The organism is Enterobacter sp. MGH 24, from assembly GCF_000493015.1.
Taxonomy (GTDB): domain Bacteria; phylum Pseudomonadota; class Gammaproteobacteria; order Enterobacterales; family Enterobacteriaceae; genus Enterobacter.
On sequence record NZ_KI535657.1, the window covers coordinates 837,120 to 860,697 of the forward strand.

Annotated in this window: 24 protein-coding genes; 14 read left to right on the forward strand and 10 right to left on the reverse strand. The window is 57.2% G+C overall.

Going from position 1 to position 23,578, the window contains the following annotated elements:
* The first annotated feature begins 204 nt into the window (after window positions 1–204).
* The 5 genes from L370_RS17855 (at window position 205) to L370_RS17835 (ending at window position 7,016) form a co-directional block, all read left to right on the forward strand.
* A complete protein-coding gene (locus tag L370_RS17855) occupies window positions 205–1,353 on the forward strand; it encodes an SIS domain-containing protein (protein WP_023333565.1) in 1,149 nt (382 codons plus the stop codon).
* 12 nt (window positions 1,354–1,365) lie between these two features.
* A complete protein-coding gene (kbaY, locus tag L370_RS17850; RefSeq protein ID WP_023333566.1) occupies window positions 1,366–2,238 on the forward strand; it encodes a tagatose-bisphosphate aldolase subunit KbaY in 873 nt (290 codons plus the stop codon).
* 116 nt (window positions 2,239–2,354) lie between these two features.
* Complete coding sequence (gene malX, locus L370_RS17845; RefSeq protein ID WP_023333567.1) at window positions 2,355–3,926, forward strand: maltose/glucose-specific PTS transporter subunit IIBC; 1,572 nt, start codon at window positions 2,355–2,357, stop codon at window positions 3,924–3,926.
* A 12-nt stretch (window positions 3,927–3,938) separates the two neighbouring features.
* On the forward strand, window positions 3,939–5,111 hold the full coding sequence (locus L370_RS17840; RefSeq protein WP_023333568.1) for a MalY/PatB family protein: 1,173 nt from the start codon (window positions 3,939–3,941) through the stop codon (window positions 5,109–5,111).
* A gap of 15 nt (window positions 5,112–5,126) precedes the next feature.
* Window positions 5,127–7,016, forward strand: a complete 1,890-nt coding sequence (locus L370_RS17835) for an alpha-galactosidase (RefSeq protein ID WP_023333569.1) — start codon at window positions 5,127–5,129, stop codon at window positions 7,014–7,016.
* Window positions 7,017–7,035: 19 nt separating this feature from the next.
* Here the strand turns inward: L370_RS17835 and L370_RS17830 are convergent, their stop codons facing one another.
* Complete coding sequence (locus L370_RS17830) at window positions 7,036–8,016, reverse strand: Fic family protein (RefSeq protein WP_023333570.1); 981 nt, start codon at window positions 8,014–8,016, stop codon at window positions 7,036–7,038.
* 5 nt (window positions 8,017–8,021) lie between these two features.
* A complete protein-coding gene (gene rsmI, locus L370_RS17825; RefSeq protein WP_023333571.1) occupies window positions 8,022–8,885 on the reverse strand; it encodes a 16S rRNA (cytidine(1402)-2'-O)-methyltransferase in 864 nt (287 codons plus the stop codon).
* A gap of 62 nt (window positions 8,886–8,947) precedes the next feature.
* On the opposite strand from rsmI, the gene L370_RS17820 reads away from it, so the two are divergent.
* From L370_RS17820 to dolP, 4 genes are read left to right on the forward strand one after another with little or no spacing between them, the layout of a single operon-like run.
* The gene (locus tag L370_RS17820; RefSeq protein WP_023333572.1) at window positions 8,948–11,116 is read left to right on the forward strand and encodes a penicillin-binding protein activator; all 2,169 of its coding nucleotides are present in this window, start codon (window positions 8,948–8,950) and stop codon (window positions 11,114–11,116) included.
* Window positions 11,074–11,469 (forward strand): YraN family protein, encoded by a 396-nt coding sequence (locus L370_RS17815; protein WP_023333573.1) that lies wholly within the window; start codon window positions 11,074–11,076, stop codon window positions 11,467–11,469. The genes L370_RS17820 and L370_RS17815 overlap by 43 nt, the downstream gene beginning before the upstream one ends.
* A 21-nt stretch (window positions 11,470–11,490) precedes the next feature.
* Window positions 11,491–12,081: a DnaA initiator-associating protein DiaA gene (diaA, locus tag L370_RS17810; RefSeq protein ID WP_003861754.1), complete on the forward strand. Its 591-nt coding sequence runs from the start codon at window positions 11,491–11,493 to the stop codon at window positions 12,079–12,081.
* Window positions 12,082–12,090: 9 nt separating this feature from the next.
* A complete protein-coding gene (dolP, locus tag L370_RS17805) occupies window positions 12,091–12,666 on the forward strand; it encodes a division/outer membrane stress-associated lipid-binding lipoprotein (RefSeq protein WP_023333574.1) in 576 nt (191 codons plus the stop codon).
* 49 nt (window positions 12,667–12,715) lie between these two features.
* Here dolP and L370_RS17800 read toward each other — a convergent pair whose 3' ends face one another.
* Window positions 12,716–13,753 (reverse strand): permease, encoded by a 1,038-nt coding sequence (locus L370_RS17800; protein WP_023333575.1) that lies wholly within the window; start codon window positions 13,751–13,753, stop codon window positions 12,716–12,718.
* Between the two features lie 40 nt (window positions 13,754–13,793).
* Window positions 13,794–14,438: an NAD(P)H-binding protein gene (locus tag L370_RS17795; protein ID WP_023333576.1), complete on the reverse strand. Its 645-nt coding sequence runs from the start codon at window positions 14,436–14,438 to the stop codon at window positions 13,794–13,796.
* A 128-nt stretch (window positions 14,439–14,566) separates the two neighbouring features.
* Here L370_RS17795 and L370_RS17790 point away from each other — a divergent pair, with 128 nt between their 5' ends.
* On the forward strand, window positions 14,567–15,085 hold the full coding sequence (locus L370_RS17790) for a type 1 glutamine amidotransferase domain-containing protein (protein ID WP_023333577.1): 519 nt from the start codon (window positions 14,567–14,569) through the stop codon (window positions 15,083–15,085).
* Here L370_RS17790 and L370_RS17785 read toward each other — a convergent pair.
* The gene (locus L370_RS17785; RefSeq protein ID WP_023309322.1) at window positions 15,065–15,499 is read right to left on the reverse strand and encodes a YhbP family protein; all 435 of its coding nucleotides are present in this window, start codon (window positions 15,497–15,499) and stop codon (window positions 15,065–15,067) included. The two genes, L370_RS17790 and L370_RS17785, sit on opposite strands and share 21 nt — an antisense overlap.
* A gap of 14 nt (window positions 15,500–15,513) precedes the next feature.
* Here L370_RS17785 and L370_RS17780 point away from each other — a divergent pair, with 14 nt between their 5' ends.
* Entirely contained in the window at window positions 15,514–15,843 is a 330-nt protein-coding gene (locus tag L370_RS17780; RefSeq protein ID WP_023333578.1) for a GIY-YIG nuclease family protein, read from the forward strand.
* On the opposite strand, the gene L370_RS17775 is transcribed toward L370_RS17780, so the two are convergent.
* Window positions 15,830–16,333: a GNAT family N-acetyltransferase gene (locus L370_RS17775; protein WP_023333579.1), complete on the reverse strand. Its 504-nt coding sequence runs from the start codon at window positions 16,331–16,333 to the stop codon at window positions 15,830–15,832. The genes L370_RS17780 and L370_RS17775 overlap by 14 nt on opposite strands.
* Entirely contained in the window at window positions 16,327–16,851 is a 525-nt protein-coding gene (locus L370_RS17770; RefSeq protein WP_023333580.1) for a ubiquinone anaerobic biosynthesis accessory factor UbiT, read from the reverse strand. Before L370_RS17770 ends, L370_RS17775 begins: the two co-directional genes overlap by 7 nt.
* Window positions 16,852–17,062: 211 nt before the next feature.
* On the opposite strand from L370_RS17770, the gene L370_RS17765 reads away from it, so the two are divergent.
* From L370_RS17765 to L370_RS17755, 3 genes are all read left to right on the forward strand, one after another.
* Complete coding sequence (locus L370_RS17765; protein ID WP_023333581.1) at window positions 17,063–18,058, forward strand: ubiquinone anaerobic biosynthesis protein UbiU; 996 nt, start codon at window positions 17,063–17,065, stop codon at window positions 18,056–18,058.
* Window positions 18,059–18,065: 7 nt separating this feature from the next.
* Window positions 18,066–18,944, forward strand: coding sequence for a U32 family peptidase (locus tag L370_RS17760; RefSeq protein ID WP_023333582.1), 879 nt, complete (start codon window positions 18,066–18,068; stop codon window positions 18,942–18,944).
* A 78-nt stretch (window positions 18,945–19,022) separates the two neighbouring features.
* Window positions 19,023–20,030, forward strand: coding sequence for a luciferase-like monooxygenase (locus L370_RS17755; RefSeq protein WP_023333583.1), 1,008 nt, complete (start codon window positions 19,023–19,025; stop codon window positions 20,028–20,030).
* Between the two features lie 96 nt (window positions 20,031–20,126).
* Here L370_RS17755 and mtr read toward each other — a convergent pair whose 3' ends face one another.
* The 3 genes from mtr to yrbN all read right to left on the reverse strand — a co-directional run bounded on the left by mtr (window position 20,127) and on the right by yrbN (window position 23,473).
* Complete coding sequence (mtr, locus tag L370_RS17750; protein WP_023333584.1) at window positions 20,127–21,371, reverse strand: tryptophan permease; 1,245 nt, start codon at window positions 21,369–21,371, stop codon at window positions 20,127–20,129.
* A 142-nt stretch (window positions 21,372–21,513) separates the two neighbouring features.
* Complete coding sequence (locus L370_RS17745) at window positions 21,514–23,400, reverse strand: DEAD/DEAH family ATP-dependent RNA helicase (RefSeq protein WP_023333585.1); 1,887 nt, start codon at window positions 23,398–23,400, stop codon at window positions 21,514–21,516.
* Entirely contained in the window at window positions 23,393–23,473 is an 81-nt protein-coding gene (gene yrbN / locus L370_RS23355; protein WP_097397692.1) for a protein YrbN, read from the reverse strand. Before yrbN ends, L370_RS17745 begins: the two co-directional genes overlap by 8 nt.
* Window positions 23,474–23,578 lie beyond the last annotated feature (105 nt).

Sequence of the window (23,578 nt, forward strand, 5' to 3'; positions counted from 1 at the left end):
TAAGGCCTTTCTTTTCCTTTCCTTAAATTTTCCCTTTCCTTTCACGATCACACTTTTCGTTTTATTTCTTTTCTCCCATTGAAGTTTCGATTTCTTTTCTATAGATTTTATTTAACTGCTTAAGAGAACAAGTGAAACGAAACGAAAGATAGCGACACGATTGCCAGCGTCTGATGTGGAATTCACACGACTAAGGACTGAGTTATGCCACAAACCACTACCGCCGCCACAACCGGCACCTGGACCGAGGAAGAGATCCGCCAGCAGCCTGCCAGCTGGATCCGCTCGCTCAACAATATTGATAACCTGCGTGCTTCGATCGACAGTTTCCTGACGCCGCTGCTGCGCAAGGACGATCTGCGGATCGTCCTGACCGGCGCGGGCACGTCCGCCTTTATCGGCGATATCATTGCGCCATGGCTTTCGAGCTACACCGGAAAAAACTTCACTGCCGTCCCGACAACCGATCTGGTCACAAACCCGATGGACTACTTCAGCCCTGCGCATCCGCTGCTGCTGATTTCGTTTGCCCGCTCCGGCAACAGCCCGGAAAGCGTCGCGGCCGTCGAGCTGGCAAACCAGTTCGTGCCGGAGTGCTACCACCTGTCGATTACCTGTAACGAGGCGGGGAGCCTGTACCAGAACGCCGTCGACAGCGATAACGCCTGTGCCCTGCTGATGCCTGCCGAAACGCACGATCGCGGGTTCGCGATGACCAGCAGCATTACCACCATGATGGCAAGCTGTCTGGCGGTGTTCGCGCCGGAAACGATCAATAGCCACACCTTCCGCGACGTGGCAGATCGCTGTCAGGCGATCCTCACTACGCTCGGTGATTTCAGCCACGGCGTCTTTGGCAGCGAGCCATGGAAACGGATCGTGTATCTGGGAAGCGGCGGCCTGCAGGGCGCGGCGCGCGAATCGGCGCTGAAGGTGCTGGAGCTGACGGCGGGCAAGCTGGCGGCGTTTTACGATTCCCCGACGGGCTTCCGTCACGGACCTAAGTCTCTGGTTGATAGCGAAACGCTGGTGGTGGTGTTTATCTCCAGCCATCCGTATACGCGTCAGTACGATCTGGATCTGCTGGCCGAGCTGCGCCGCGATCGCCAGGCCCTGCGCGTCGTCGCCATCGCCGCTGAGAACGATCCGGTTATTGAAGCGGGTCCGCACATCCTGCTGCCGCCTTCCCGCCCGTTTATCGATATGGAACAGGCGTTCTGCTTCCTGATGTATGCCCAGGTCTTTGCGCTGTCCCAGTCCCTCAGCGTGGGCAATACGCCCGATACGCCATCCGCCAGCGGGACGGTCAACCGCGTGGTGCAGGGCGTTGTTATTCATCCGTGGCAGGCTTAAGAGGATCTTAATATGAGTATTATCTCAACGAAATATCTTCTGCAGGACGCGCAGGCAAAAGGCTACGCGGTGCCGGCGTTCAACATCCACAACGCGGAGACGATCCAGGCGATCCTCGAAGCGTGCAGCGAAATGCGATCGCCGGTGATCCTCGCGGGCACGCCGGGCACCTTTAAGCATATTGCGCTGGAAGAGATCTACGCCCTGTGCAGCGCATACTCCCACACCTACGACATGCCGCTGGCGCTGCACCTCGATCACCACGAATCGCTGGACGATATTCGCCGCAAGGTGAACGCGGGCGTGCGCAGCGCGATGATCGACGGCAGCCACTATCCGTTTGAACAAAACGTGAAGCTGGTGAAGTCGGTGGTCGATTTCTGCCACCTCAACGACTGCAGCGTCGAAGCCGAGCTGGGCCGCCTGGGCGGCGTGGAAGATGACATGAGCGTGGACGCCGAAAGCGCGTTCCTCACCGATCCGCAGGAGGCGAAACGCTTCGTCGAACTGACCGGCGTCGATAGCCTTGCCGTCGCCGTCGGCACCGCGCACGGCCTGTATACCAAACGCCCGAAAATTGACTTCCAGCGGCTGGCGGAAATCCGCGAAGTGGTCACCGTGCCGCTGGTGCTGCACGGCGCGAGCGATGTGCCGGATGAGTTTGTTCGCCGCACCATCGAGCTGGGCGTGTGCAAAGTCAACGTGGCCACCGAGCTGAAAATCGCCTTCTCTGACGCGGTTAAAGCCTGGTTTGCCGAAAACCCGCAGGGCAACGATCCGCGCTTCTACATGCGGGTCGGCATGGACGCCATGAAAGAGGTGGTCAGAAGCAAGATCGCCGTTTGCGGCTCGGCAAACCGGCTCCTGCTTCCTGCCGAAGCCTGATCCCATCGCGCATTACGTCAATACCTAAAAAATAACTATAAGCCTCGCAAATATGAAGGCGCGTCCTTAAGCCGGACAGCGCCTTCCATTATCCTAAAAATCCGAGGAGTCCCTACATGACACAGGAAAAGTCGTTTAAATCGAAAGCGTGGGAATTTTTCCAAAGCCTGGGAAAGACGTTTATGTTCCCGGTCTCTCTGCTGGCCTTTATGGGGTTGCTGCTGGGTATCGGTAGCTCCGTCACCAGCCCTTCTACTATTAAAAGCTTTCCCTTTCTGGGCGGTGAGTTAACGCAGCTGACCTTTGGCTTTATCGCCATGGTGGGCGGGTTCGCCTTTACCTATCTGCCGCTGATGTTTGCCATGGCGATCCCGATGGGTCTTGCCAAACGCAACAAGGCCGTGGGCGCCTTTGCCGGGTTTGTTGGCTATATGCTGATGAACATGAGCATCAACTACTACCTGACCGCCACCCACCAGCTTGCCGACGCCGCCACCATGAGACAGGTAGGACAATCGATCGTGCTGGGGATCCAGACCCTGGAGATGGGCGTGCTGGGCGGCATCGTGGTAGGGGTGATCACTTACTTTCTGCACGAGCGTTTTCAGGACACGGTGCTGCATGACGCCTTTGCCTTCTTTAGCGGCATTCGTTTTGTGCCCATCATTACTGCCCTCACGCTGTCGCTGGTCGGGCTGTTTATCCCGCTGCTGTGGGAATACGTCGCGCTGGGGATTGCCGGAATTGGCCATATCATCCAGAGCACCAGCGTTTTCGGACCGTTCCTGTACGGCGTAGGCGTGCTGCTGCTTAAACCCTTTGGTCTGCACCATATTCTGCTGGCGATGGTGCGCTTCACGCCGGCAGGCGGCATTGAGATGGTCAACGGTCATGAAGTGGCCGGCGCGCTGAATATCTTCTACGCCGAGCTGAAAGCCGGACTGCCGTTTAGCCCGCACGTTACCGCGTTTCTGTCGCAAGGCTTTATGCCGACCTTTATCTTTGGCCTGCCTGCCGTGGCGTACGCCATCTACCGCACCGCGCGCCCGGAAAACCGCCCGGTGATTAAGGGGCTGCTGCTTTCCGGCGTGCTGGTTTCCGTCGTCACCGGTATTTCAGAACCGATTGAGTTTCTGTTCCTGTTTATTGCCCCCGCGCTTTACGCCTTCCATATCGTGATGTCTGGCCTGGCGCTGATGGTGATGGCGCTGCTGGGGGTAACCATCGGCAACACCGACGGCGGGATCCTGGATCTGCTGATCTTCGGCGTGATGCAGGGGATGTCGACCAAATGGTATCTGCTGTTCCCGGTCGGTATCGCCTGGTTTGCCATCTACTTCTTCGTCTTCCGCTGGTACATCCTCAAACACGATATCAAGACGCCGGGACGTGAAGTGGACGCGCAGGGTGCGCAGCAGGCCGTCGAAGCCAACACCCGCGCGCGTGGGAAATCGAAATACGATCACGGGCTTATCCTGCGCGCGCTCGGCGGCAAAGAGAACATCGAGTCGCTCGACAACTGCATCACCCGCTTGCGCCTGGTCGTGAAGGAGATGGGGCTTATCGATCAGCAGGCGCTGAAAGCGGCGGGCGCCCTGTCGGTGGTGGTGCTGGATGCTCACAGCGTTCAGGTGATCATCGGTCCGCAGGTGCAGAGCGTCAAAACCGGCATTGAAGCCTTAATCTAACAGGGGGTTGTTGTGTTTGATTTCGACAAAATCATCGAGCGTAAAAGCGATAAGTGCCGTAAATGGGATCATGCGTTTGTCTGCTCACGCTTTGGTGATGTCCCGCAGGGGTTTATCCCGCTGTGGATCGCAGATATGGACTTCACCTCACCGCCGGCGGTTATTGAAGGCTTCCAGCGCATCGTTGAGCACGGCACCTTTGGCTATACCTGGTGCTTCGACGAATTTTACGACGCGGTGATGACCTTCCAGCGCACGCGTCATCAGGTTGAGGTGGAGAAGTCGTGGATCACGCTGACCTACGGCACCGTCTCCACGCTGCATTACACGGTCCAGGCGTTCTGCTCGCCTGGCGACAGCGTGATGATGAACACGCCGGTCTACGATCCGTTTGCGATGGCGGCGCAGCGCCAGGGCGTTCGGGTGCTTGCCAACCCGCTGTGCGTGAAGGATAACCGCTATCAGCTGGATTTTAATCTGATTGAAGATCAGCTCAAAACCCACCGTCCAAAACTGTGGTTCTTCTGCTCGCCGCATAACCCCTCGGGCAGGATCTGGCGCGCGGATGAGATACGCCAGGTCTCCGATCTCTGTAAACGCTACGGCACGATTCTGGTTGTCGATGAGGTTCACGCTGAGCACATTCTGGACGGCACATTCGTCAGCTGTCTGACCTCGGGCTGTGCCGCACTGGACAACCTGATCGTGCTGACGTCGCCAAATAAAGCCTTCAACCTGGGCGGGCTGAAAACGTCCTACTCCATGATCCCGGACGATTCGCTACGCCAGCGCTTCCGCCAGCAGCTTGAAAAGAACTCGATTACCTCACCCAATATGTTCGGCGTATGGGGGATTATTCTCGCCTACCAGCACGGTCTGCCGTGGCTCGACGCGCTGAACGGGTATCTGCAAGGGAACGCCCGCTACCTTGCGGACGCTATTCAGACCCACTTCCCGGCGTGGAAGATGATGAACCCGGAATCATCGTATCTGGCCTGGATAGACGTAAGCGCCGACGACCGCAGCGCCACAGAGTTGACCCAACATTTCGCCCAACAGGCCGGTGTCGTGATTGAAGACGGCAGCCACTACGTGCAAAACGGCGAAAACTACCTGCGGATTAACTTCGGCACCCAGCGCTACTGGCTGGAACAATCCATCAACCGAATGCTGAAGCATTACTGATTAGGATCTTAACCGATGAAAAAAGTGCTCACTCTCTCGCTGCTGGCTCTCTCTGTTTCTCATAGTGCTCTGGCCGCCAACTACGCGCTCAATAACGACAATATCGCTCTGTCGTTTGATGATGCAAACTCAACGGTAGTGGTTAAGGACAATAAGGCAAACCATCCACTCACGCCGCAGGAGCTGTTTTTTCTGACGCTGCCGGACGAGACAAAAATCCACACCGCGGATTTCACCATTAAGCACGTCGAAAAGCAGGACCACGTGATTGTCATTGACTTTACCCATCCGGACTTTAACGTGACGGTGAAGCTGAACCTGGTGAAGGGAAAATACGCTAGCATCGACTACACCGTTGCCGCAGTCGGCCAGCCGCGAGAGGTGGCGAAAATTACCTTCTTCCCGACGAAAAAGCAGTCTCAGGCGCCCTATGTTGACGGCGCGATCAATAGCTCGCCGATCGTGGCTGATTCATTCTTTATTTTGCCGGACAAGCCCATCGTTAACACGTACGCCTATGAGGCGACCACCAATCTCAACGTAGAGCTGAAAACGCCGATCCAGCCAGAGTCGCCGGTCAGCTTTACCACCTGGTTCGGCACCTTCCCGGAAATCAGCCAGCTGCGCCGCAGCGTGAACCAGTTTATTGATGCCGTGCGTCCGCGGCCGTACAAGCCTTACCTGCACTACAACAGCTGGATGGATATCGGCTTTTTCAATCCGTACACCGAGCAGGATGTGCTGAGACGGATGGACGAGTGGAATAAAGAGTTTATTTCCGGGCGCGGCGTGGCGCTGGACGCCTTCCTGCTGGATGACGGCTGGGACGACCTTACCGGGCGCTGGCTGTTTGGCCCGGCATTCAGCAACGGTTTTGGCAAGGTACGGGAAAAAGCCGACAGCCTGCACAGCTCGGTCGGACTGTGGCTCTCGCCGTGGGGCGGATATAACAAACCGCGCGACGTGCGCGTCTCGCATGCAAAAGAGTATGGGTTCGAAACCGTCGATGGAAAGCTGGCGCTGTCAGGGCCGAACTACTTTAAGAACTTCAATGAGCAGATCGTTAAGCTTATCAAAAACGAACACATTACCTCATTCAAGCTGGACGGCATGGGTAATGCCAACTCACACATTAAAGGCAGCCCGTTCGCCTCGGATTTTGACGCCTCTATCGCTCTGCTGCATAACATGCGCAGCGCCAACCCGAATCTGTTTATCAACCTGACGACCGGTACCAACGCCAGCCCGTCCTGGCTATTCTACGCTGATTCAATCTGGCGCCAGGGGGATGACATCAACCTGTACGGCCCCGGCACGCCGGTGCAGCAGTGGATGACCTACCGCGATGCGGAAACATACCGCTCCATCGTGCGTAAAGGCCCGCTGTTCCCGCTGAACTCGCTGATGTACCACGGGATCGTCAGCGCGGAAAATGCCTATTACGGACTGGAGAAAGTACAAACGGACAGCGATTTTGCCGATCAGGTCTGGAGCTACTTCGCGACCGGCACGCAGCTGCAGGAGCTGTATATCACCCCTTCAATGCTGAACAAGGCGAAGTGGGATACCCTTGCGCAGGCGGCGAAGTGGTCCCGGGATAACGCCAGCGTGCTGGTAGATACGCACTGGATTGGTGGCGATCCAACCGCGCTGCAGGTTTACGGCTGGGCATCCTGGAGCAAGGACAAAGCGATTCTCGGCTTGCGTAACCCGTCGGATAAGCCGCAGAGCTACTACCTGGATTTGGCGAAAGATTTCGAAATCCCGACGGGAAACGCGGCGCAGTTTAGTCTGAAAGCGGTGTACGGCAGTAATTCAACCGTACCGGAGGAGTATAAAAACGCGGTGGTGATTACGCTGCAGCCGCTGGAAACGCTGGTGTTTGAGGCGGTGCCAGGAAAATAAAAAGTGTTCGGCTGGCAGGTTAAGCCATAACCTGCCAGCTTCCCCCTTTCCTTGCCCCCAGGCGTTTTAATTTACCTTTTGTTTGCAAAGAATGGAGATAGCGTTCCGCGGTGCGGGAAGTCACGCCCAATACAGAGGCCAACATCACCGCAGTCATTTGCGGTTGAACGGTAAGAAGCTCAAGGATAGTGTTTTCCTTTTCCGACATTTCTTCCGACACTTTTTCCGACATAATGGATGTCATATCGATGCTTTCCCGCAAAGCTTCGGCCAAATTTTGCAGCATAAACGCCACGAATGCCGTGCAATCACTGGCCCGATCGCATTGTCCTAAAATCTGGTAATAGCGCGCTTGCTGGAAGTGAATGAGTGTCTCAACGGGCAGCCATGCAAGCTCTGCACGCCACTGGGTTAAGATCAGCGTTTGCCACAGCCGCCCCATGCGGCCATTTCCATCCGAAAAGGGATGAATAAACTCAAACTCGTAATGAAATACCGAGCTGGCAATCAGCGGGTGAAGATCGGTTTGCTTAAGCCAGGAAAGAAGATCGTCGATAAGGCGGTTCATCTGCGAGGCAGGCGGAGCCATGTGGACTAACTGGTTTCCACGGTACACCCCTACGTCCCCATTTCTGAGCTTTCCGGGATGATCGACCAGACCCATCATCAATAATCGGTGCGCGCTGAGTAAGTCATTGAGCTTCCAGGGCTTCCATTCGGGCAATTTTTCATATGCCAGGATAGCATTACGTACTTCCTGAATATCTTTTTCAGGTGCAAGCACGCGTTTGCCATCCATGATTGCCGTCACCTGCCCTGTCGTCAGCGAGTTATGCTCAATGGCCAGCGAGGCCTGAATGGTTCGAATACGGTTCTCTTTACGGAGAAGTGGCGAAGCTCTACCTGAATGTGCCGCCCAGTGCCCCAATAGCTCACCAATCTCAACCACCTGATTGAGGATAAAGGGTGTGATGGTGAACGGAGGCTGATAGCGGCTCATCTGGATTACTCCCCCTGCTGCTCCAGCGCATGCTTATACAGCGCATTTTTTTTCACGCCGTGGATCTCCGCCGCTAATGCCGCCGCTTTCTTCAGCGGCAGTTCCGCCTGCAGCAGCGCCAGCGTGCGCAGCGCGTCGGCAGGCAGCGCGTCTTCCTGCGCTTTATGCCCTTCGACAATCAGCACCATTTCGCCCTTGCGGCGGTTTTCATCTTCTTTCACCCAAGCCAGCAGTTCACCCACCGGCGCGCCGTGGATAGTCTCCCAAGTTTTGGTCAGCTCGCGCGCCAGCACCACGTAGCGGGCTTCTCCCCAGACGGTCGCCATGTCTTCCAGGCTTTCCAGCAGGCGGTGCGTGGATTCGTAAAAAATAAGGGTGCGCGGTTCCGCTTCCAGGTCTTTTAACACGTCGCGACGACCTTTGGATTTGGCTGGCAGGAAGCCTTCATAGCAGAAACGGTCCGACGGCAGACCCGCGGCGCTCAGCGCAGCAATTGCGGCGCACGGCCCCGGCAGTGGCACAACGCGAATACCGGCTTCGCGACAGGTACGCACCAGGTGATAGCCAGGATCGTTGATCAGCGGCGTACCGGCATCGGAGACCAGCGCAATGTTCTGCCCCTCTTTCAGCTTCGCCACCAGCGTTTCGGCTTTTTGTTGCTCATTGTGATCGTGCAGAGCAAACAAACGGGCGTTAATCGCGAAATGTTGCAGCAGTAGTCCGGTGTGGCGGGTATCTTCAGCAGCAATTAAATCAACAGCTTGCAGTACGGTGAGCGCACGTTGGGTAATATCAGACAAATTCCCGATAGGAGTAGGTACAATATAAAGCTGGCCTTGAGAATTATCTGCCGTTTCGTGTTGTTTCATTGTTTCGTCCGTATTGCCGATTTAATATTGAGCATTGCGTAAAAAAAATCACTGGATACAGTATGGTACCGTTAACGTTTCTTCGAAAAAAAGCCACGCGCAGCGTGCCGCTTCTGCTGGCAGCCCTGATCTTTGCAGGCTGTGGCACCCAGGCACCTGACCAGAGCACCGCCCATCTTCAGGGTTCTGCTCAGGCTGATTCTGGCTTTTATCTGCAACAAATGTCGCAGAGTTCAAATGATACCAAGACCAACTGGCAATTACTCGCCATTCGTGCACTGCTGAAAGAGGGTAAAACCCCGCAGGCTGCCGAACTGTTTAACCAGTTGCCGAAAGATCTTAACGATGTCCAGCGTCGTGAGCAGAGTCTTCTCTCTGCCGAGCTGAAAGTCGCGCTGAAAGATTACGCCTCCGCGAAGAAGATCCTCGGTGACATCGACGTGAGCGCGCTGGATAAAAATCAGCAGGCTCGCTTCTGGCAGGCGGGCATTACCGCTGAGCAGGGGCGCCCTTCCCTGACGCTGCTCCGCGCCCTCATCGCGCAAGAGCCGCTGCTTGGCGGTGCCGATAAGCAGAAAAATATCGATGCCACCTGGCAAGCGCTTGCCTCTATGACCCAGGAACAAGCGCAGGCGCTGGTCATCAACGCCGATGAAAACGTCCTGCAGGGCTGGCTGGATCTGCAGCAGATGTGGTTTAACAACCGCAGCGATCCAAAGATGCTGAAGGCCGGTATTACGGACTGGCAGACGCGCTACCCGCAAAACCCGGGTGCGAAAATGCTGCCAACCCAGTTGGTGAACGTGCAGAACTTTAAGCCAGCGTCCACCAGCAAAATAGCCCTGCTTCTGCCGCTCAACGGCCAGGCGGCGGTGTTTGGCCGAACTATTCAGCAGGGCTTTGAAGCAGCGAAAAACGGCACGACGTCGGTAACCGGCAGTGCGGTTCCCGCCCAGGCGGCTCAGGCGGCTAACGTAAATGATGTTGTCAGCCCGTCCGCCGCAGAGACCAGCGACCTGACTACGGCGCAAGCGCCGGCGCAGGGTACGATGCAAAACCCGGTGACGGCGCCGACGACGCCTCCGGCTTCACCAGCACCGGCTACTACAGCACCTGCTACTCAGGCTCCGACCGAGACGCAAGCAGCGCCAGCGCCAGCGCCTGACGCAACAGCAGAACAGCCTCAACCGCAGCCTGCACAACCCGCAGCCCAACCTGCTGCGCAGCCGCAGGCCGTGGCAACCACCAGCGCCAACCCGGGCGCTGAGTTGAAAATCTACGACACCAGCTCGCAGCCGCTTGACCAGGTTCTGGCGCAGGTTCAGCAGGACGGGGCGAGCATCGTTGTCGGTCCGCTGCTGAAAAACAATGTGGAAGAGCTGATGAAGAGCAATACCACGCTGAACGTGCTGGCGCTCAACCAGCCTGAGCAGGTTCAGAACCGGGCCAATATTTGCTATTTCGCGCTTTCCCCTGAAGATGAAGCCCGCGATGCGGCGCGTCATATTCACGAGCAGGGTAAGCAGGCTCCGCTGCTGCTCATCCCGCGCAGCGCGCTGGGCGATCGCGTGGCCAATGCCTTTGCCGACGAGTGGCAGAAGCTCGGCGGCGGCGTGGTGCTGCAGCAGAAATTCGGTTCCGTCTCTGAACTGCGCGCGGGCGTAAACGGCGGAGCGGGTATCGCGCTTAACGGCAGCCCTGTCACCGCAAGCCTGCCACAGCAGCAGAGCGTGACGATTGGCGGCCTGACGATCCCTGCCCCGCCTACCGACGCGCAGATTAGCGGTGGCGGTAAAGTGGATGCGGCCTATATCGTTGCCACACCGCAGGAGATCGCCTTTATCAAACCGATGATCGCGATGCGTAACGGCAGCCAGAGCGGCGCAACGCTCTACGCCAGCTCACGCAGCGCGCAGGGCACCGCAGGCCCGGATTTCCGTCTGGAAATGGACGGTCTGCAGTACAGCGAAATCCCGATGCTGGCAGGCAGCAACCCGGCGCTGATGCAGCAGGCGCTGAGTACCGTACGTAACGATTATTCGCTGGCGCGTCTGTATGCGATGGGTGTCGATGCATGGGCGCTGGCGAACCACTTTACCCAGATGCGTCAGGTGCCGGGCTTTGAGCTTAACGGCAACACCGGCGATCTGACCGCAACCCAGGACTGCGTGATCAACAGGAAGTTATCATGGCTCAAATACCAGCAGGGGCAAATCGTCCCGGCCAGTTAAGCCGTAAAGAGACCGGCGATGCGTGGGAGTTAAAGGCGCGTCGCTGGCTTGAAGGCAATGGACTGCGCTTTATCGCCGCTAACGTCCGCGGGCGCGGCGGCGAAATCGACCTGATCATGAAAGACGGTCAGGTCATCGTGTTTGTAGAAGTCCGCTTTCGACAGTCCTCCCGTTTTGGCGGTGCTGCCGCCAGCGTGACGCTCGCCAAACAACATAAATTATTACAGACTGCCCACTTGTGGCTTGCCCGCCATAATGGGAGCTTTGATACTGTGGATTGCCGGTTCGATGTGATAGCCTTCACCGGAAATGAGATCGAATGGCTTAAAAACGCTTTTGGCGAAGACGCATAATTAAGATTTAAAAGGGATAACGTGCTCGAAAGAATTAAAGTGTGCTTCACAGAAAGCATCCAGACTCAGATTGCCGCGGCGGAAGCCCTTCCGGATGCTATCTCGCGTGCCGCAATGACGCTGGTGCAATCCCTGCTAAATGGCAACAAAATCCTCTGTTGTGGCAACGGCACGTCAGCCGCCAACGCACAGCATTTTGCTGCCAGCATGATCAATCGCTTTGAAACAGAACGCCCGAGTTTACCCGCCATTGCACTTAATACCGATAATGTGGTCTTAACGGCGATTGCTAACGATCGTCTGCATGACGAAATTTACGCAAAGCAGGTGCGAGCCCTGGGTCACGCCGGAGATGTGCTGCTGGCCATCTCCACGCGCGGGAATAGCCGGGACATTGTCAAAGCCGTTGAAGCCGCCGTCACCCGCGACATGACCATCGTGGCCTTAACCGGCTATGACGGGGGTGAGCTGGCGGGTCTGCTTGGGCCGCAGGATGTGGAAATCCGCATTCCTTCTCACCGGAGCGCACGTATTCAGGAAATGCATATGCTCACGGTGAACTGCTTATGTGATTTGATCGATAACACGCTTTTCCCTCACCAGGATGATTAAGGAGTTCTTATGAAGGCTTTATCGACCCTCGCAGTCCTTATGTCTGCATTACTGCTTCAGGGATGTATCGCTGCGGCCGTTGTGGGTACCGCAGCGGTAGGCACCAAGGCGGCAACCGATCCGCGCACTGTGGGTACACAGGTGGATGACGGTACGCTGGAGCTGCGCGTCAACAGTGCGCTGTCGAAAGACGAACAAATCAAGAAAGAAGCGCGTATCAACGTAACGGCTTATCAGGGCAAAGTGCTGCTGGCAGGCCAGGCGCCGAATATGGAGCTCGCCTCTCGCGCGAAACAGATTGCGATGGGCGTCGAAGGGACCACAGAGGTGTTTAACGAAGTACGTCAGGGCAAGCCAATTGGCCTGGGTGACGCCTCTTCCGATACCTGGATCACCACCAAAGTGCGTTCCCAGCTGCTGGGTTCGGACCAGGTGAAATCATCCAACGTGAAAGTGACGACTGAAAACGGCGAAGTGTTCCTGCTGGGCCTGGTGACCGACCGTGAAGGGAAAGCGGCGGCCGATATCGCCAGCCGGGTGAGCGGCGTGAAGCACGTCACCACCGCGTTTACTTACATTAAGTAAGCCACACCTGACTGTAGGCCCGGTAAGCGCTAGCGCCACCGGGCTTTTTTTACATCAACGCAATACTTCCCACCATCACCCCGCTCAACGCCACCAGCCCCGCGGTCAGCCAGAGCGCTTTCGCCGGGAATGACTTACGCAGCATAATCAGCGACGGCAGGCTGATCGCCGGCAGCGTAATCAGCAGCGCCAGCGCCGGCGCGGTGCCCATGCCGGCCAGCATCATGGTCTGAACAATCGGGATCTCCGCCGCCGTTGGGATCACAAACAGACAGCCTGCAACGGCCATCGCAATGACCCACATCAGCGTGTTATCGATAGCGCCATCCGCATGCGGGAAGAGCAAGACGCGCGCCGCCCCCAGAACCAGTACCGCCAGGATATAGACCGGGATAGTGCTCCAGAAAAGCTGCCATAGCGCCCTGCCCCAGCGCGCAAAGAAGCCACCCTGCGGCTCGCTGACGTCCAGCTCAACGGCTGCGGGTTCTGCGGCAGTATCCTTAACCAGTTTTTGCACCAGCGTCGCCACCACCAGCACGGTCAGCAGCCCGGCGACCAGGCGGATAAACGCGAAATACCAGCCCAGCACAAAGCCCATAAACACCAGCGTTGCCGGGTTAAGCAGCGGGTTCCCCATCCAGAACGCCAGCGCGCCGCCCATCGACACGCGCTGACGGCGCATCCCTACGGCCACGGGCGCGGCACAGCAGGAGCACATCATGCCCGGCAGGGAGAAAACCGTTCCCAGTAGCGTGCCCTGAAAGCGCGGCTGCCCGAGGGTTTTCACCAGCCAGTTGCGGGGGATAAGCACCTGAATCAGCGAGCCCAGGATCACACCTAAGACGGCGGCTTTCCAGACGGCAAGGAAGTAGACCATGGCGTAGTCCCACGCCGCCTGCAGCGGGCTGGAATCAGCCTGCGCGAGAATAGATTTACCGATGCTGTGCGTTTCGGCGGCGGTGAAGGCTTTGCCGTAGTACGGCTGCCATTTCACGTACCAGAGGCCAACAATGACCACGAGAAAGAAGAGTGCGGGCTTCCACCACTGAACAGGTGTTGCCGCCTGAGATGAAGACTGACCAGTCATAGCATTCCCCGGAGAGTATTAGGTTATTAGCCGGGGGAGTTTACGCCTCGCCCTGCGCGATTTCACGCAGTTTTGCCGAGGGGATAATGTTAACGCCCGCTTTCGACGGGGCCAGCCCCTCTTTTAACATCGCGCGGGCGACGTCCCGCGCCTCGATGGATTTCCAGTTGCCGGGAAGAATGCGAAACAGCGGGGCCAGTATCGACTCGTTAAATCGGCGTTCGTCCCGGTGGCCTATCAGCATCGACGGGCGCACAATCGTCAGCTGCTCCCATTTCTGCGCAATCAGCGCATCCTCCATCTTGCCCTTCACCTGGTTGTAGAAGAAAGGCGATCCGGCACTGGCACCCAGCGCGCTGACCACCAGAAAATGTTTGGCCCCCCGCTTTTTCGCCGTGAGTGCGGTATCCACCACCAGCGTATAGTCGGCGTGGATAAATGCCTCTTTGCTGCCCGCCTCCCGCCGCGTGGTGCCCAGACAGCAAAAGGCGATATCAATAGGATCCTGGACCTGCGCCAGCGCGTCCGTCAGCTGAGGATCGTGCGGATTAAAGACGCCAGATAAATCTGCCAGCGGTCGACGCGTCGGGGCAGCGATATAGTTCACGCGGCGATCCTGAATCAGCAGCCGCAGCAGATGATCGCCCACTAACCCGGTAGCACCCGTAATCAATACCTGACTCATCTTATCCCCTTTACAGAATTGTCCGTTTGCGAACTCAGCGTCGTCGACCACACTTAGAAGTCTGTTACAGGTAAGTATTTACCACAAGCGGAGAAAAATCAGTCTGAAGCCAAAACAACGGAGGAAGCATGGGCAAGAAAATCGCAGTCTTGATTACCGACGAGTTTGAAGATTCAGAATTCACCTCTCCAGCAGAGGCGTTCCGCAAAGCGGGACATGAGGTCATTACCATTGAGAAAGAGGCGGGCAAAACGGTGACAGGCCATAAGGGCGAGGCGACCGTGACCATCGACGAGACCATTGATAACGTGAGCCCCTCAGATTTCGACGCTCTGCTGTTACCCGGCGGCCATTCCCCGGATTCCCTGCGCGGGGACGAGCGCTTCGTGACCTTCACCCGGGATTTTGTCTCCACCGGCAAACCGGTCTTTGCCATCTGCCACGGCCCGCAGCTGCTCATCAGCGCAGAAGTGGTCCGCGGGCGTAAGCTTACCGCCGTGAAGCCGATCGTCATCGATCTGAAAAATGCGGGGGCCGAGTTTTACGATCAGGAGGTGGTTAACGACAAAGACCAGCTGATCACCAGCCGAACCCCGGACGATCTCCCGGCGTTTAACCGCGAAGCGCTACGCCTGCTCGGCGCGTAACCAGTGAAGCTTCTTGCCAAAGCCCAGGGTGTTGTCGGTAAATTTCAGCTCATCGAGGCGGATTTCCCACACCGGGGCTTTTAGCGCAGCGGCTACCGGAAAGCGGCGCGTGTAGAGCTTACGGCGCGCGTCGCTCTCTTCACCATCCAGACGACGGATCTCCCCTTTGAACTGCACGCCGCGGATCAGCGCGACCGTTTTCGGCTGGCCGTTTACCGTGCCCGCCACCTTTGCCTGCTGTCCGGTCATCTGCGCGTGACGCGTTTTGTCTTCACTCATGACATAAAAAGCCACGCGCTCAGGATCGTAGTAGTAAAACGCATTTGCGCACCACATCTCACCCTCGTCATAGACGCACCAGGTGACAACATGCTGCTTCGCCAGCCAGCGGTTAATGGCGGCCAGTGTTTCCATTTTCGTTCTCTCTCATGCTATGGTGCGTTCACCTTAACATACTGAATCCGTTTACCGTGTGCTGGTTTCTCTATCTTGTCCGAACCTCTGATAACGCCCTCTACACCGGGATCACCACCGATGTAGCGCGGCGTTTTTTACAACATCAAACGGGAAAAGGGGCAAAGGCGCTGCGGGGGAAAGGGGAATTACAGCTCGCCTTCTCAGCGCCCGTCGGCGACCGTTCGCTGGCGCTCAGGCTGGAATACCGCATCAAACAGCTGACGAAGCGCCAGAAAGAGCGCCTCGTGACCGGAGACGGCTCCTTTGAGGCGCTACGCGAGAGCCTGATTAAAAGCGATTGAAATGGTCGTGGTACTCGACCAGGCCATGCACGCCGTTGAGCGCGTCGTCCGCCAGACGATGGACCTGGAAAGCGGATTCTGTACCCGGCCAGCGGCAGCGCAGATCGTAATGCGCGGCCTGCTCAAAGCCCAATCGGCCATAGAACGCCGGATCGCCCAGCGTGACAACGGCCGCATAACCAAACTCATTGAGCGAATCCAGCCCTTCATAGACCAGCTGGCGCGCCAGACCTTGCCCGCGATAGCTTTCATCTACCGCCAGCGGCGCCATGCCTACCCACTGCAGCTCTTCGCCCTGAACGATGACCGGACTGAAGGCAACATAGCCCACCACCTGACCTTCGTCATCGGTGGCAACCAGCCCCAGCGTAATCAGGCCGTCTTCGCGAAGGCCGTGGACCAGTTGGGCTTCGGCATCGCTCGCAAAGGCGCGGCGTAACAACGCATCGATCCCCGGCGCATCAATCCCAATTTCGACTCGAATCAGCATGGCTCACCTACTGAAGTGTGTTTACCGTCCGGCGGGGTTTTCAGCCCGGCCTCAACGAAATCTGCCATTTGCATTAACATCACGCGCAGCGCTTTCGGCATCTGCTCCAGCTCAATGGCATCCATTAAATTCTTAACGTACAGGCCCAGCTCCGTGTCGCCTTCAATCACCAGACGGCGCTGGAAGAAGAGCGTATCCGGATCCTGCTTGCGCGCGGCGATCATCAGCAGATCGCTGGCGTTGGCGCTAAAACTCACATCCGCCTCGGCGGATTCGCGTACGATCAGCTGGTCATTCTCAACGGAGGTAAACCAGCGCAGCCCGATGTCACGCACTTCAATGCTTAACCAGCGGCCTTCGAGGAATTCCAGCTCGCCGTCCTGCAGCGCCTGGCGGAACTGCCAGCTCAGGACCTGCTCCAGCACCTGGCGTTTAAGCGCGAACGGCGCCAGCTTGACCGGCACGCTCAGCATTGATGGACCAAATTGTACGAGACGTGAACGCAGTTTATCCAGCACGAGCTTTACTCCCTGATATCTATAGTCCTGCTATTTTGCCATATCCGAAGCGCAACATAGCGGCGTAAATCAACAAACCGTCGTCAGCCGTACCTCATTATTGGTGCCATCAATACGCCATTAGCTGCCTTAAATCAAAAATTGTCGCGTATGGGTTAATTAAAATCCCAGCTCGTTAACAATTTTGCGATCGACTACATCAGGATAAATTATGGAGCTGCTCTGCCCTGCCGGAAATCTTCCGGCGCTTAAGGCGGCCATCGAAAATGGGGCCGATGCGGTCTATATCGGGCTGAAAGATGACACCAACGCCCGCCATTTTGCTGGCCTCAACTTTACGGAGAAAAAGCTTCAGGAAGCCGTTAACTTCGTTCACCAGCACCGCCGCAAGCTGCATATCGCCATCAATACCTTTGCTCATCCTGACGGCTATGCCCGCTGGCAGCGCGCGGTGGATATGGCAGCACAGCTGGGTGCCGATGCGCTGATCCTGGCCGACCTCGCCATGCTTGAGTATGCGGCAGAACGCTATCCCCATATTGAGCGCCACGTCTCTGTTCAGGCATCTGCCACCAACGAAGAGGCCGTGCGTTTTTACCATCAGCACTTTGACGTGGCCCGCGTGGTGCTGCCGCGCGTGCTCTCTATTCATCAGGTTAAGCAACTCGCGCGCGTCACGCCAGTACCGCTGGAGGTTTTTGCCTTTGGCAGCCTGTGCATCATGGCCGAAGGCCGTTGCTATCTTTCCTCTTATTTAACCGGTGAATCGCCGAATACCGTCGGGGCCTGCTCCCCTGCCCGCTTTGTTCGCTGGCAGCAAACGCCGCAGGGGCTGGAGTCTCGCCTGAATGAGGTGCTGATTGACCGCTACAAGGACGGTGAAAACGCCGGTTATCCAACCTTGTGTAAAGGCCGCTATCTGGTCGACGGCGAGCGCTACCACGCACTGGAGGAGCCAACCAGCCTCAACACGCTGGAACTGCTGCCGGAACTGCTGGCGGCCAATATTGCCTCGGTGAAAATCGAGGGTCGCCAACGCAGCCCGGCCTACGTGAGCCAGGTGGCGAAAGTATGGCGTCAGGCCATCGACCGCTGCATGGCGGATCCGCAGAACTACGCTCCACAGCAGGCCTGGATGGAGACGCTCGGGTCGATGTCCGAAGGCACGCAAACCACGCTTGGCGCGTATCACCGTAAATGGCAGTGAGATCATCATGAAATATTCATTAGGACCGGTGCTCTACTACTGGCCAAAAGAGACGCTGGAAGATTTTTACCAACAGGCCGCCACCAGCAGCGCCGATGTGATTTACCTCGGTGAAGCGGTGTGCAGCAAGCGCCGCGCCACCAAGGTGGGCGACTGGCTGGATATGGCGAAAAGCCTGGCCGGCAGCGGCAAGCAGGTGGTGCTCTCGACGCTCGCGCTGGTGCAGGCGTCTTCCGAACTGGGCGAGCTGAAGCGCTACGTCGAAAACGGCGAATTCCTGCTGGAAGCGAGCGATCTCGGCGTGGTAAACATGTGCGCCGAACGCAGGCTGCCGTTTGTCGCGGGCCATGCCCTGAACTGCTATAACGCCGTGACCTTGCGCCTGCTGCTCAAACAGGGGATGACGCGCTGGTGCATGCCGGTAGAACTCTCCCGCGACTGGCTGGCTAACCTGCTTAACCAGTGCGACGAGCTGGGCATACGCAATCAGTTTGAAGTGGAAGTACTGAGCTACGGCCATCTGCCGCTGGCCTACTCCGCCCGCTGCTTTACCGCGCGCTCGGAAGACCGCCCGAAAGACGAGTGTGAAACCTGCTGCATTAAGTACCCGAACGGGCGCAGCATGCTGTCGCAGGAGAATCAGCAGGTGTTTGTCCTCAACGGCATTCAGACCATGAGCGGCTATGTCTATAACCTCGGCAACGAGCTGGCGTCGATGGAGGGGCTGGTAGATATGGTTCGGCTGTCGCCGCTCGATACCGGCGTGTTCGCGATGCTGGACGCCTTCCGCGCCAACGAAAACGGAGCCGCTCCGCTGCCGCTGACGGCAAACAGCGACTGCAATGGCTACTGGAAGCGTCTCGCCGGGCTGGAGTTGCAGGCGTAAAAAAGGCTCACTTTGTTAACAACGGTTATCATTTTTTAATGCAGTATTAAAGATTCACCGTCGACAAAGTGAGCTGTTATGACTGACAAAACCATTCCGTTTTCGGTGCTGGATCTGGCGCCGATCCCACAAGGCGCCTCGGCAAGAGAAGCCTTTTCGCACTCGCTGGATCTGGCTAAGCTGGCCGAAAAGCGTGGCTATCACCGCTACTGGCTGGCCGAGCACCACAACATGGTGGGCATCGCCAGCGCCGCCACCTCGGTACTGATTGGCTATCTGGCAGCTAATACCACTACCCTGCACCTGGGCTCCGGCGGCGTGATGCTGCCAAACCACGCCCCGCTGGTGATTGCCGAGCAGTTTGGCACCCTGAATACCCTCTATCCGGGGCGCATTGATTTGGGCCTTGGTCGTGCGCCGGGCAGCGACCAGCCGACGATGCGTGCCCTGCGTCGCCATATGAGCGGCGATATCGACAACTTCCCGCGCGACGTGGCCGAGCTGGTGGACTGGTTCGACGCGCGCGATCCGAACCCGCACGTTCGCCCGGTACCGGGCTACGGTGAGAAGATCCCGGTTTGGCTGCTGGGCTCAAGCCTCTACAGCGCACAGCTTGCCGCGCAGCTGGGGCTGCCCTTTGCGTTCGCCTCGCACTTCGCGCCGGATATGCTGCATCAGGCGCTGCATCTTTACCGCACGAACTTCAAACCGTCCGAGCGTCTGGAGAAGCCGTACGCGATGGTATGTATCAACATCATTGCCGCCGACAGCAACCGCGACGCGGAATTCCTGTTTACCTCCGTGCAGCAGGCGTTTGTGAAGCTGCGTCGCGGTGAGACGGGCCAGCTTCCGCCGCCGGTGGAGAATATGCATCAGCTGTGGTCAGCCTCAGAACAGTATGGCGTTCAGCAGGCGCTGAGTATGTCGCTGGTAGGCGATAAGGCAAAAGTGCGTCACGGGCTGGAGGCGGTGCTGCGCGAAACGCAGGCGGATGAGATTATGGTTAACGGCCAGATTTTCGATCACCAGGCGCGTTTGCATTCGTTTGATTTGGCGATGCAGGTGAAAGAAGAGTTGGTGGGGTAGCCTTTTTGCCGGGTGGCGGCTTCGCCTTGCCCGGCCTACGGTTTTCTCCCTCTCCCTTCGGGAGAGGGGCGGGGTGAGGGGATCAGGCCGCACGGTTTAATGGTAAACAGGCAGCAGGTTAAAACTCGACAGCACGTGTACCAGGGCATTGCCAGCACCAAATACCAGAATCAGTACAATCATCGGCTTGCCGCCCCAGACGCGGAATTTCGGGCTGCCAAAGCGTTTACGTGATTTACGTGCCAGCAGCGCCGGCACAATTGCCGCCCAGATGGTCGCCGCCAGGCCGGCATAGCCGATGGCGTACAGGAAGCCGTTCGGCCACAGCAGACCGCCCACAATCGGCGGCAGGAAGGTCAGCAGCGCGGTTTTGAAGCGCCCCATCGCAGAATCATCAAAGCCAAACAGATCCGCCAGGTAGTCAAACAGACCCAGGGTTACGCCGAGGAAAGAGCTCGCCACCGCAAAGTTAGAGAAGATAACCAGAAGCAGATCCAGGCTGCGGCTGTTCAGCACGCCGCTCAGCGCCTGCACCAGCACGTCGATGTTACCGCCCTTCTGGGCAATGCCGATAAATTCCGGGCGCGGGATGTTGCCCATCGTCCCCAGCAGCCAAATCACATACAGACCCAGCGCCAGCAGCGTGCCGTAGACCAGACACTTTACAATGGTGCGGGGATCTTTGCCGTAGTACTTCATCAGGCTCGGCACGTTACCGTGGTAACCGAACGACGCCAGACAGAACGGCAGCGTCATCAGCAGGTACGGCGTGTAGGAGGTATTCACTTCGGCGACGTTAAACAGCGTGGCGGGCGTCACGTGCCCCAGCAGGCTGCCAAAGGTCAGGAAAAAAGTGATGACCTTAGCGCCTAATACGATCGCCGTCATGCGGCTCACCGCTTTGGTACTCATCCAGACGATAAACGCCACAGCCAGCGCAAAACACAGCCCCGCCAGACGCGCCGGAACGTTCAGCGACATCTCCGAGAAGGTGTGATGCAGAATCGAGCCACTCGCTGAAATGTACGCGTAGGTCAGGATATAGAGTACAAACGCGATGGATAGCCCGTTCACCAGGTTCCAGCCTTTACCCAGCAGATCTTTGGTAATGGTGTCGAAGCTGGAGCCAATGCGGTAGTTCAGGTTCGCCTCAAGGATCATCAGCCCGGAATGGAGCATACAGAACCAGGTAAAAACCAGTGCGGCCAGCGACCAGAAAAACCACGCACCGGACATGACCACTGGCAGGGAAAACATCCCGGCACCAATGATGGTTCCGCCGATAATCACCACGCCGCCAAGCAGCGAAGGTGACGTTTGGGTGGTGGTTAGTGTCGCCATACAGCCTTTTCTCCAGTCAATCATGCGGTTCTGCATTTTAATGTGACGCACTGTACCAGTACAAGAGTACAAAAGAAATAAAAAAAGCCCCGATAGCGTGTATCGGGGCTGTATATTTTACTTTACGTCAGTTGCGTAAGGCTTACGCGTCACGGCGACGGCTGGTGCCTTCGTCACGACGTGGGCCACGGCTTTCACGGCGCTCGCCGGAGAAACGACGTGGTTCACCACGACCTTCGCTACGACCACCTTCACGACGTTCGCCACCGAAGCTGCGACCACCGCCACGACGTTCACCACCGCGGTCAGGACGTGGCTGTGCATCGCCCATCAGCTGCATGTTCATCGGCTTGTTCAGGATGCGGGTACGCGTAAAGTGCTGCAGCACTTCGCCCGGCATGCCTTTTGGCAGCTCGATGGTAGAGTGGGATGCGAACAGCTTGATGTTACCAATGTAACGGCTGCTGATGTCGCCTTCGTTAGCGATCGCGCCAACGATGTGACGAACTTCAACGCCATCATCACGGCCCACTTCAATGCGGTACAGTTCCATATCACCCGCGTCACGACGTTCACGACGTGGACGGTCTTCACCACCACGCTCTGGACGGTCACCACGTGGGCCACGGTCATTACGGTCGCCACGACGTTCGAAGCGATCGTCACGGTCACGGAATTCACGCTTAGGACGCATCGGTGCATCTGGTGGCACGATCAGGCTACGTTCGCCCTGAGCCATTTTCAGCAGTGCTGCAGCCAGGGTTTCCATGTCCAGCTCTTCGCCTTCAGCGGTAGGCTGAATCTGCGACAGCAGCGCACGGTACTGATCCAGATCGCTGCTTTCCAGCTGCTGCTGTACTTTCGCGGCGAATTTTTCCAGACGGCGTTTACCCAGCAGATCTGCGTTTGGCAGGTCAGCTTCTGGAATGGTCAGCTTCATGGTGCGTTCAATGTTACGCAGCAGACGACGCTCGCGGTTCTCAACGAACAGCAGCGCGCGGCCAGCACGGCCCGCACGACCGGTACGGCCGATACGGTGAACGTAAGACTCGGAATCCATCGGGATGTCGTAGTTCACAACCAGGCTGATACGCTCAACGTCCAGACCACGTGCTGCCACGTCGGTTGCAATCAGGATATCCAGACGACCATCTTTCAGACGTTCCAGAGTCTGCTCACGCAGGGCCTGGTTCATGTCGCCGTTCAGCGCTGCGCTGTTGTAGCCGCTACGCTCCAGGGCTTCAGCCACTTCCAGGGTCGCGTTTTTGGTACGAACGAAGATAATCGCCGCATCAAAATCTTCCGCTTCCAGGAAACGTACCAGCGCTTCGTTTTTGCGCATGCCGTACACAGACCAGTAGCTCTGGCTGATGTCCGGGCGAGTAGTTACGCTGGACTGAATACGCACTTCCTGAGGATCTTTCATGAAGCGTTTGGTGATACGACGAATCGCTTCTGGCATGGTGGCAGAGAACAGCGCGGTCTGGTGACCGTCCGGGATCTGCGCCATGATGGTTTCGACGTCTTCGATGAAGCCCATACGCAGCATTTCATCTGCTTCATCCAGTACCAGACCGCTCAGTTTAGAGAGGTCCAGAGTACCGCGCTTCAGGTGATCCAGCAGACGGCCCGGCGTACCGACAACAATCTGTGGACCCTGGCGCAGGGCGCGTAACTGCACGTCATAACGCTGGCCGCCGTACAGGGCTACCACGTTTACGCCGCGCATATGTTTAGAGAATTCCGTCATGGCTTCTGCAACCTGAACAGCCAGTTCACGGGTTGGAGCCAGGACGAGGATCTGCGGTGCACGCAGGTCCGGATCAATGTTGTTCAGCAGCGGCAGCGAGAATGCTGCAGTTTTACCGCTACCAGTCTGGGCCATGCCCAGCACGTCACGACCAGAGAGCAGGTGTGGGATACACTCAGCCTGGATCGGAGATGGTTTTTCGTAACCCAGATCGTTAAGGGCTTCAAGGATAGGAGCCTTCAGGCCCAGATCTGCAAAAGTGGTTTCGAATTCAGCCATGTAGTACAAGTGCCTCGATATTAATGGCGGCCAGTCTACTTAGCTCATCGTGAAAATGATTAGCAATTTTCATTGAAAAGTGTGAACCGGCTCAAAGTAGGTGTATTGACGAACAACAACGCCCTCACCAGTGAAGGTGATGGCAATCAAAAGATTACGGGCTGATGTTTATGTCGTC

What these genes read in the sequence shown, in the direction of transcription:
- L370_RS17795 (WP_023333576.1), bottom strand. Translation starts at nt 14,438, where the DNA reads ATGAGTCAGGTATTGATTACGGGTGCTACCGGGTTAGTGGGCGATCAT.
- L370_RS17745 (WP_023333585.1), bottom strand. Translation starts at nt 23,400, where the DNA reads ATGGCTGAATTCGAAACCACTTTTGCAGATCTGGGCCTGAAGGCTCCT.
- dolP (WP_023333574.1), top strand. Translation starts at nt 12,091, where the DNA reads ATGAAGGCTTTATCGACCCTCGCAGTCCTTATGTCTGCATTACTGCTT.
- L370_RS17830 (WP_023333570.1), bottom strand. Translation starts at nt 8,016, where the DNA reads ATGAGCCGCTATCAGCCTCCGTTCACCATCACACCCTTTATCCTCAAT.
- L370_RS17765 (WP_023333581.1), top strand. Translation starts at nt 17,063, where the DNA reads ATGGAGCTGCTCTGCCCTGCCGGAAATCTTCCGGCGCTTAAGGCGGCC.
- rsmI (WP_023333571.1), bottom strand. Translation starts at nt 8,885, where the DNA reads ATGAAACAACACGAAACGGCAGATAATTCTCAAGGCCAGCTTTATATT.
- L370_RS17820 (WP_023333572.1), top strand. Translation starts at nt 8,948, where the DNA reads ATGGTACCGTTAACGTTTCTTCGAAAAAAAGCCACGCGCAGCGTGCCG.
- mtr (WP_023333584.1), bottom strand. Translation starts at nt 21,371, where the DNA reads ATGGCGACACTAACCACCACCCAAACGTCACCTTCGCTGCTTGGCGGC.
- L370_RS17790 (WP_023333577.1), top strand. Translation starts at nt 14,567, where the DNA reads ATGGGCAAGAAAATCGCAGTCTTGATTACCGACGAGTTTGAAGATTCA.
- L370_RS17755 (WP_023333583.1), top strand. Translation starts at nt 19,023, where the DNA reads ATGACTGACAAAACCATTCCGTTTTCGGTGCTGGATCTGGCGCCGATC.
- L370_RS17800 (WP_023333575.1), bottom strand. Translation starts at nt 13,753, where the DNA reads ATGACTGGTCAGTCTTCATCTCAGGCGGCAACACCTGTTCAGTGGTGG.
- malX (WP_023333567.1), top strand. Translation starts at nt 2,355, where the DNA reads ATGACACAGGAAAAGTCGTTTAAATCGAAAGCGTGGGAATTTTTCCAA.
- L370_RS17835 (WP_023333569.1), top strand. Translation starts at nt 5,127, where the DNA reads ATGAAAAAAGTGCTCACTCTCTCGCTGCTGGCTCTCTCTGTTTCTCAT.
- L370_RS17775 (WP_023333579.1), bottom strand. Translation starts at nt 16,333, where the DNA reads ATGCTGATTCGAGTCGAAATTGGGATTGATGCGCCGGGGATCGATGCG.
- L370_RS17855 (WP_023333565.1), top strand. Translation starts at nt 205, where the DNA reads ATGCCACAAACCACTACCGCCGCCACAACCGGCACCTGGACCGAGGAA.
- yrbN (WP_097397692.1), bottom strand. Translation starts at nt 23,473, where the DNA reads ATGAAAATTGCTAATCATTTTCACGATGAGCTAAGTAGACTGGCCGCC.
- L370_RS17785 (WP_023309322.1), bottom strand. Translation starts at nt 15,499, where the DNA reads ATGGAAACACTGGCCGCCATTAACCGCTGGCTGGCGAAGCAGCATGTT.
- kbaY (WP_023333566.1), top strand. Translation starts at nt 1,366, where the DNA reads ATGAGTATTATCTCAACGAAATATCTTCTGCAGGACGCGCAGGCAAAA.
- L370_RS17815 (WP_023333573.1), top strand. Translation starts at nt 11,074, where the DNA reads ATGGCTCAAATACCAGCAGGGGCAAATCGTCCCGGCCAGTTAAGCCGT.
- L370_RS17780 (WP_023333578.1), top strand. Translation starts at nt 15,514, where the DNA reads ATGCTATGGTGCGTTCACCTTAACATACTGAATCCGTTTACCGTGTGC.
- L370_RS17760 (WP_023333582.1), top strand. Translation starts at nt 18,066, where the DNA reads ATGAAATATTCATTAGGACCGGTGCTCTACTACTGGCCAAAAGAGACG.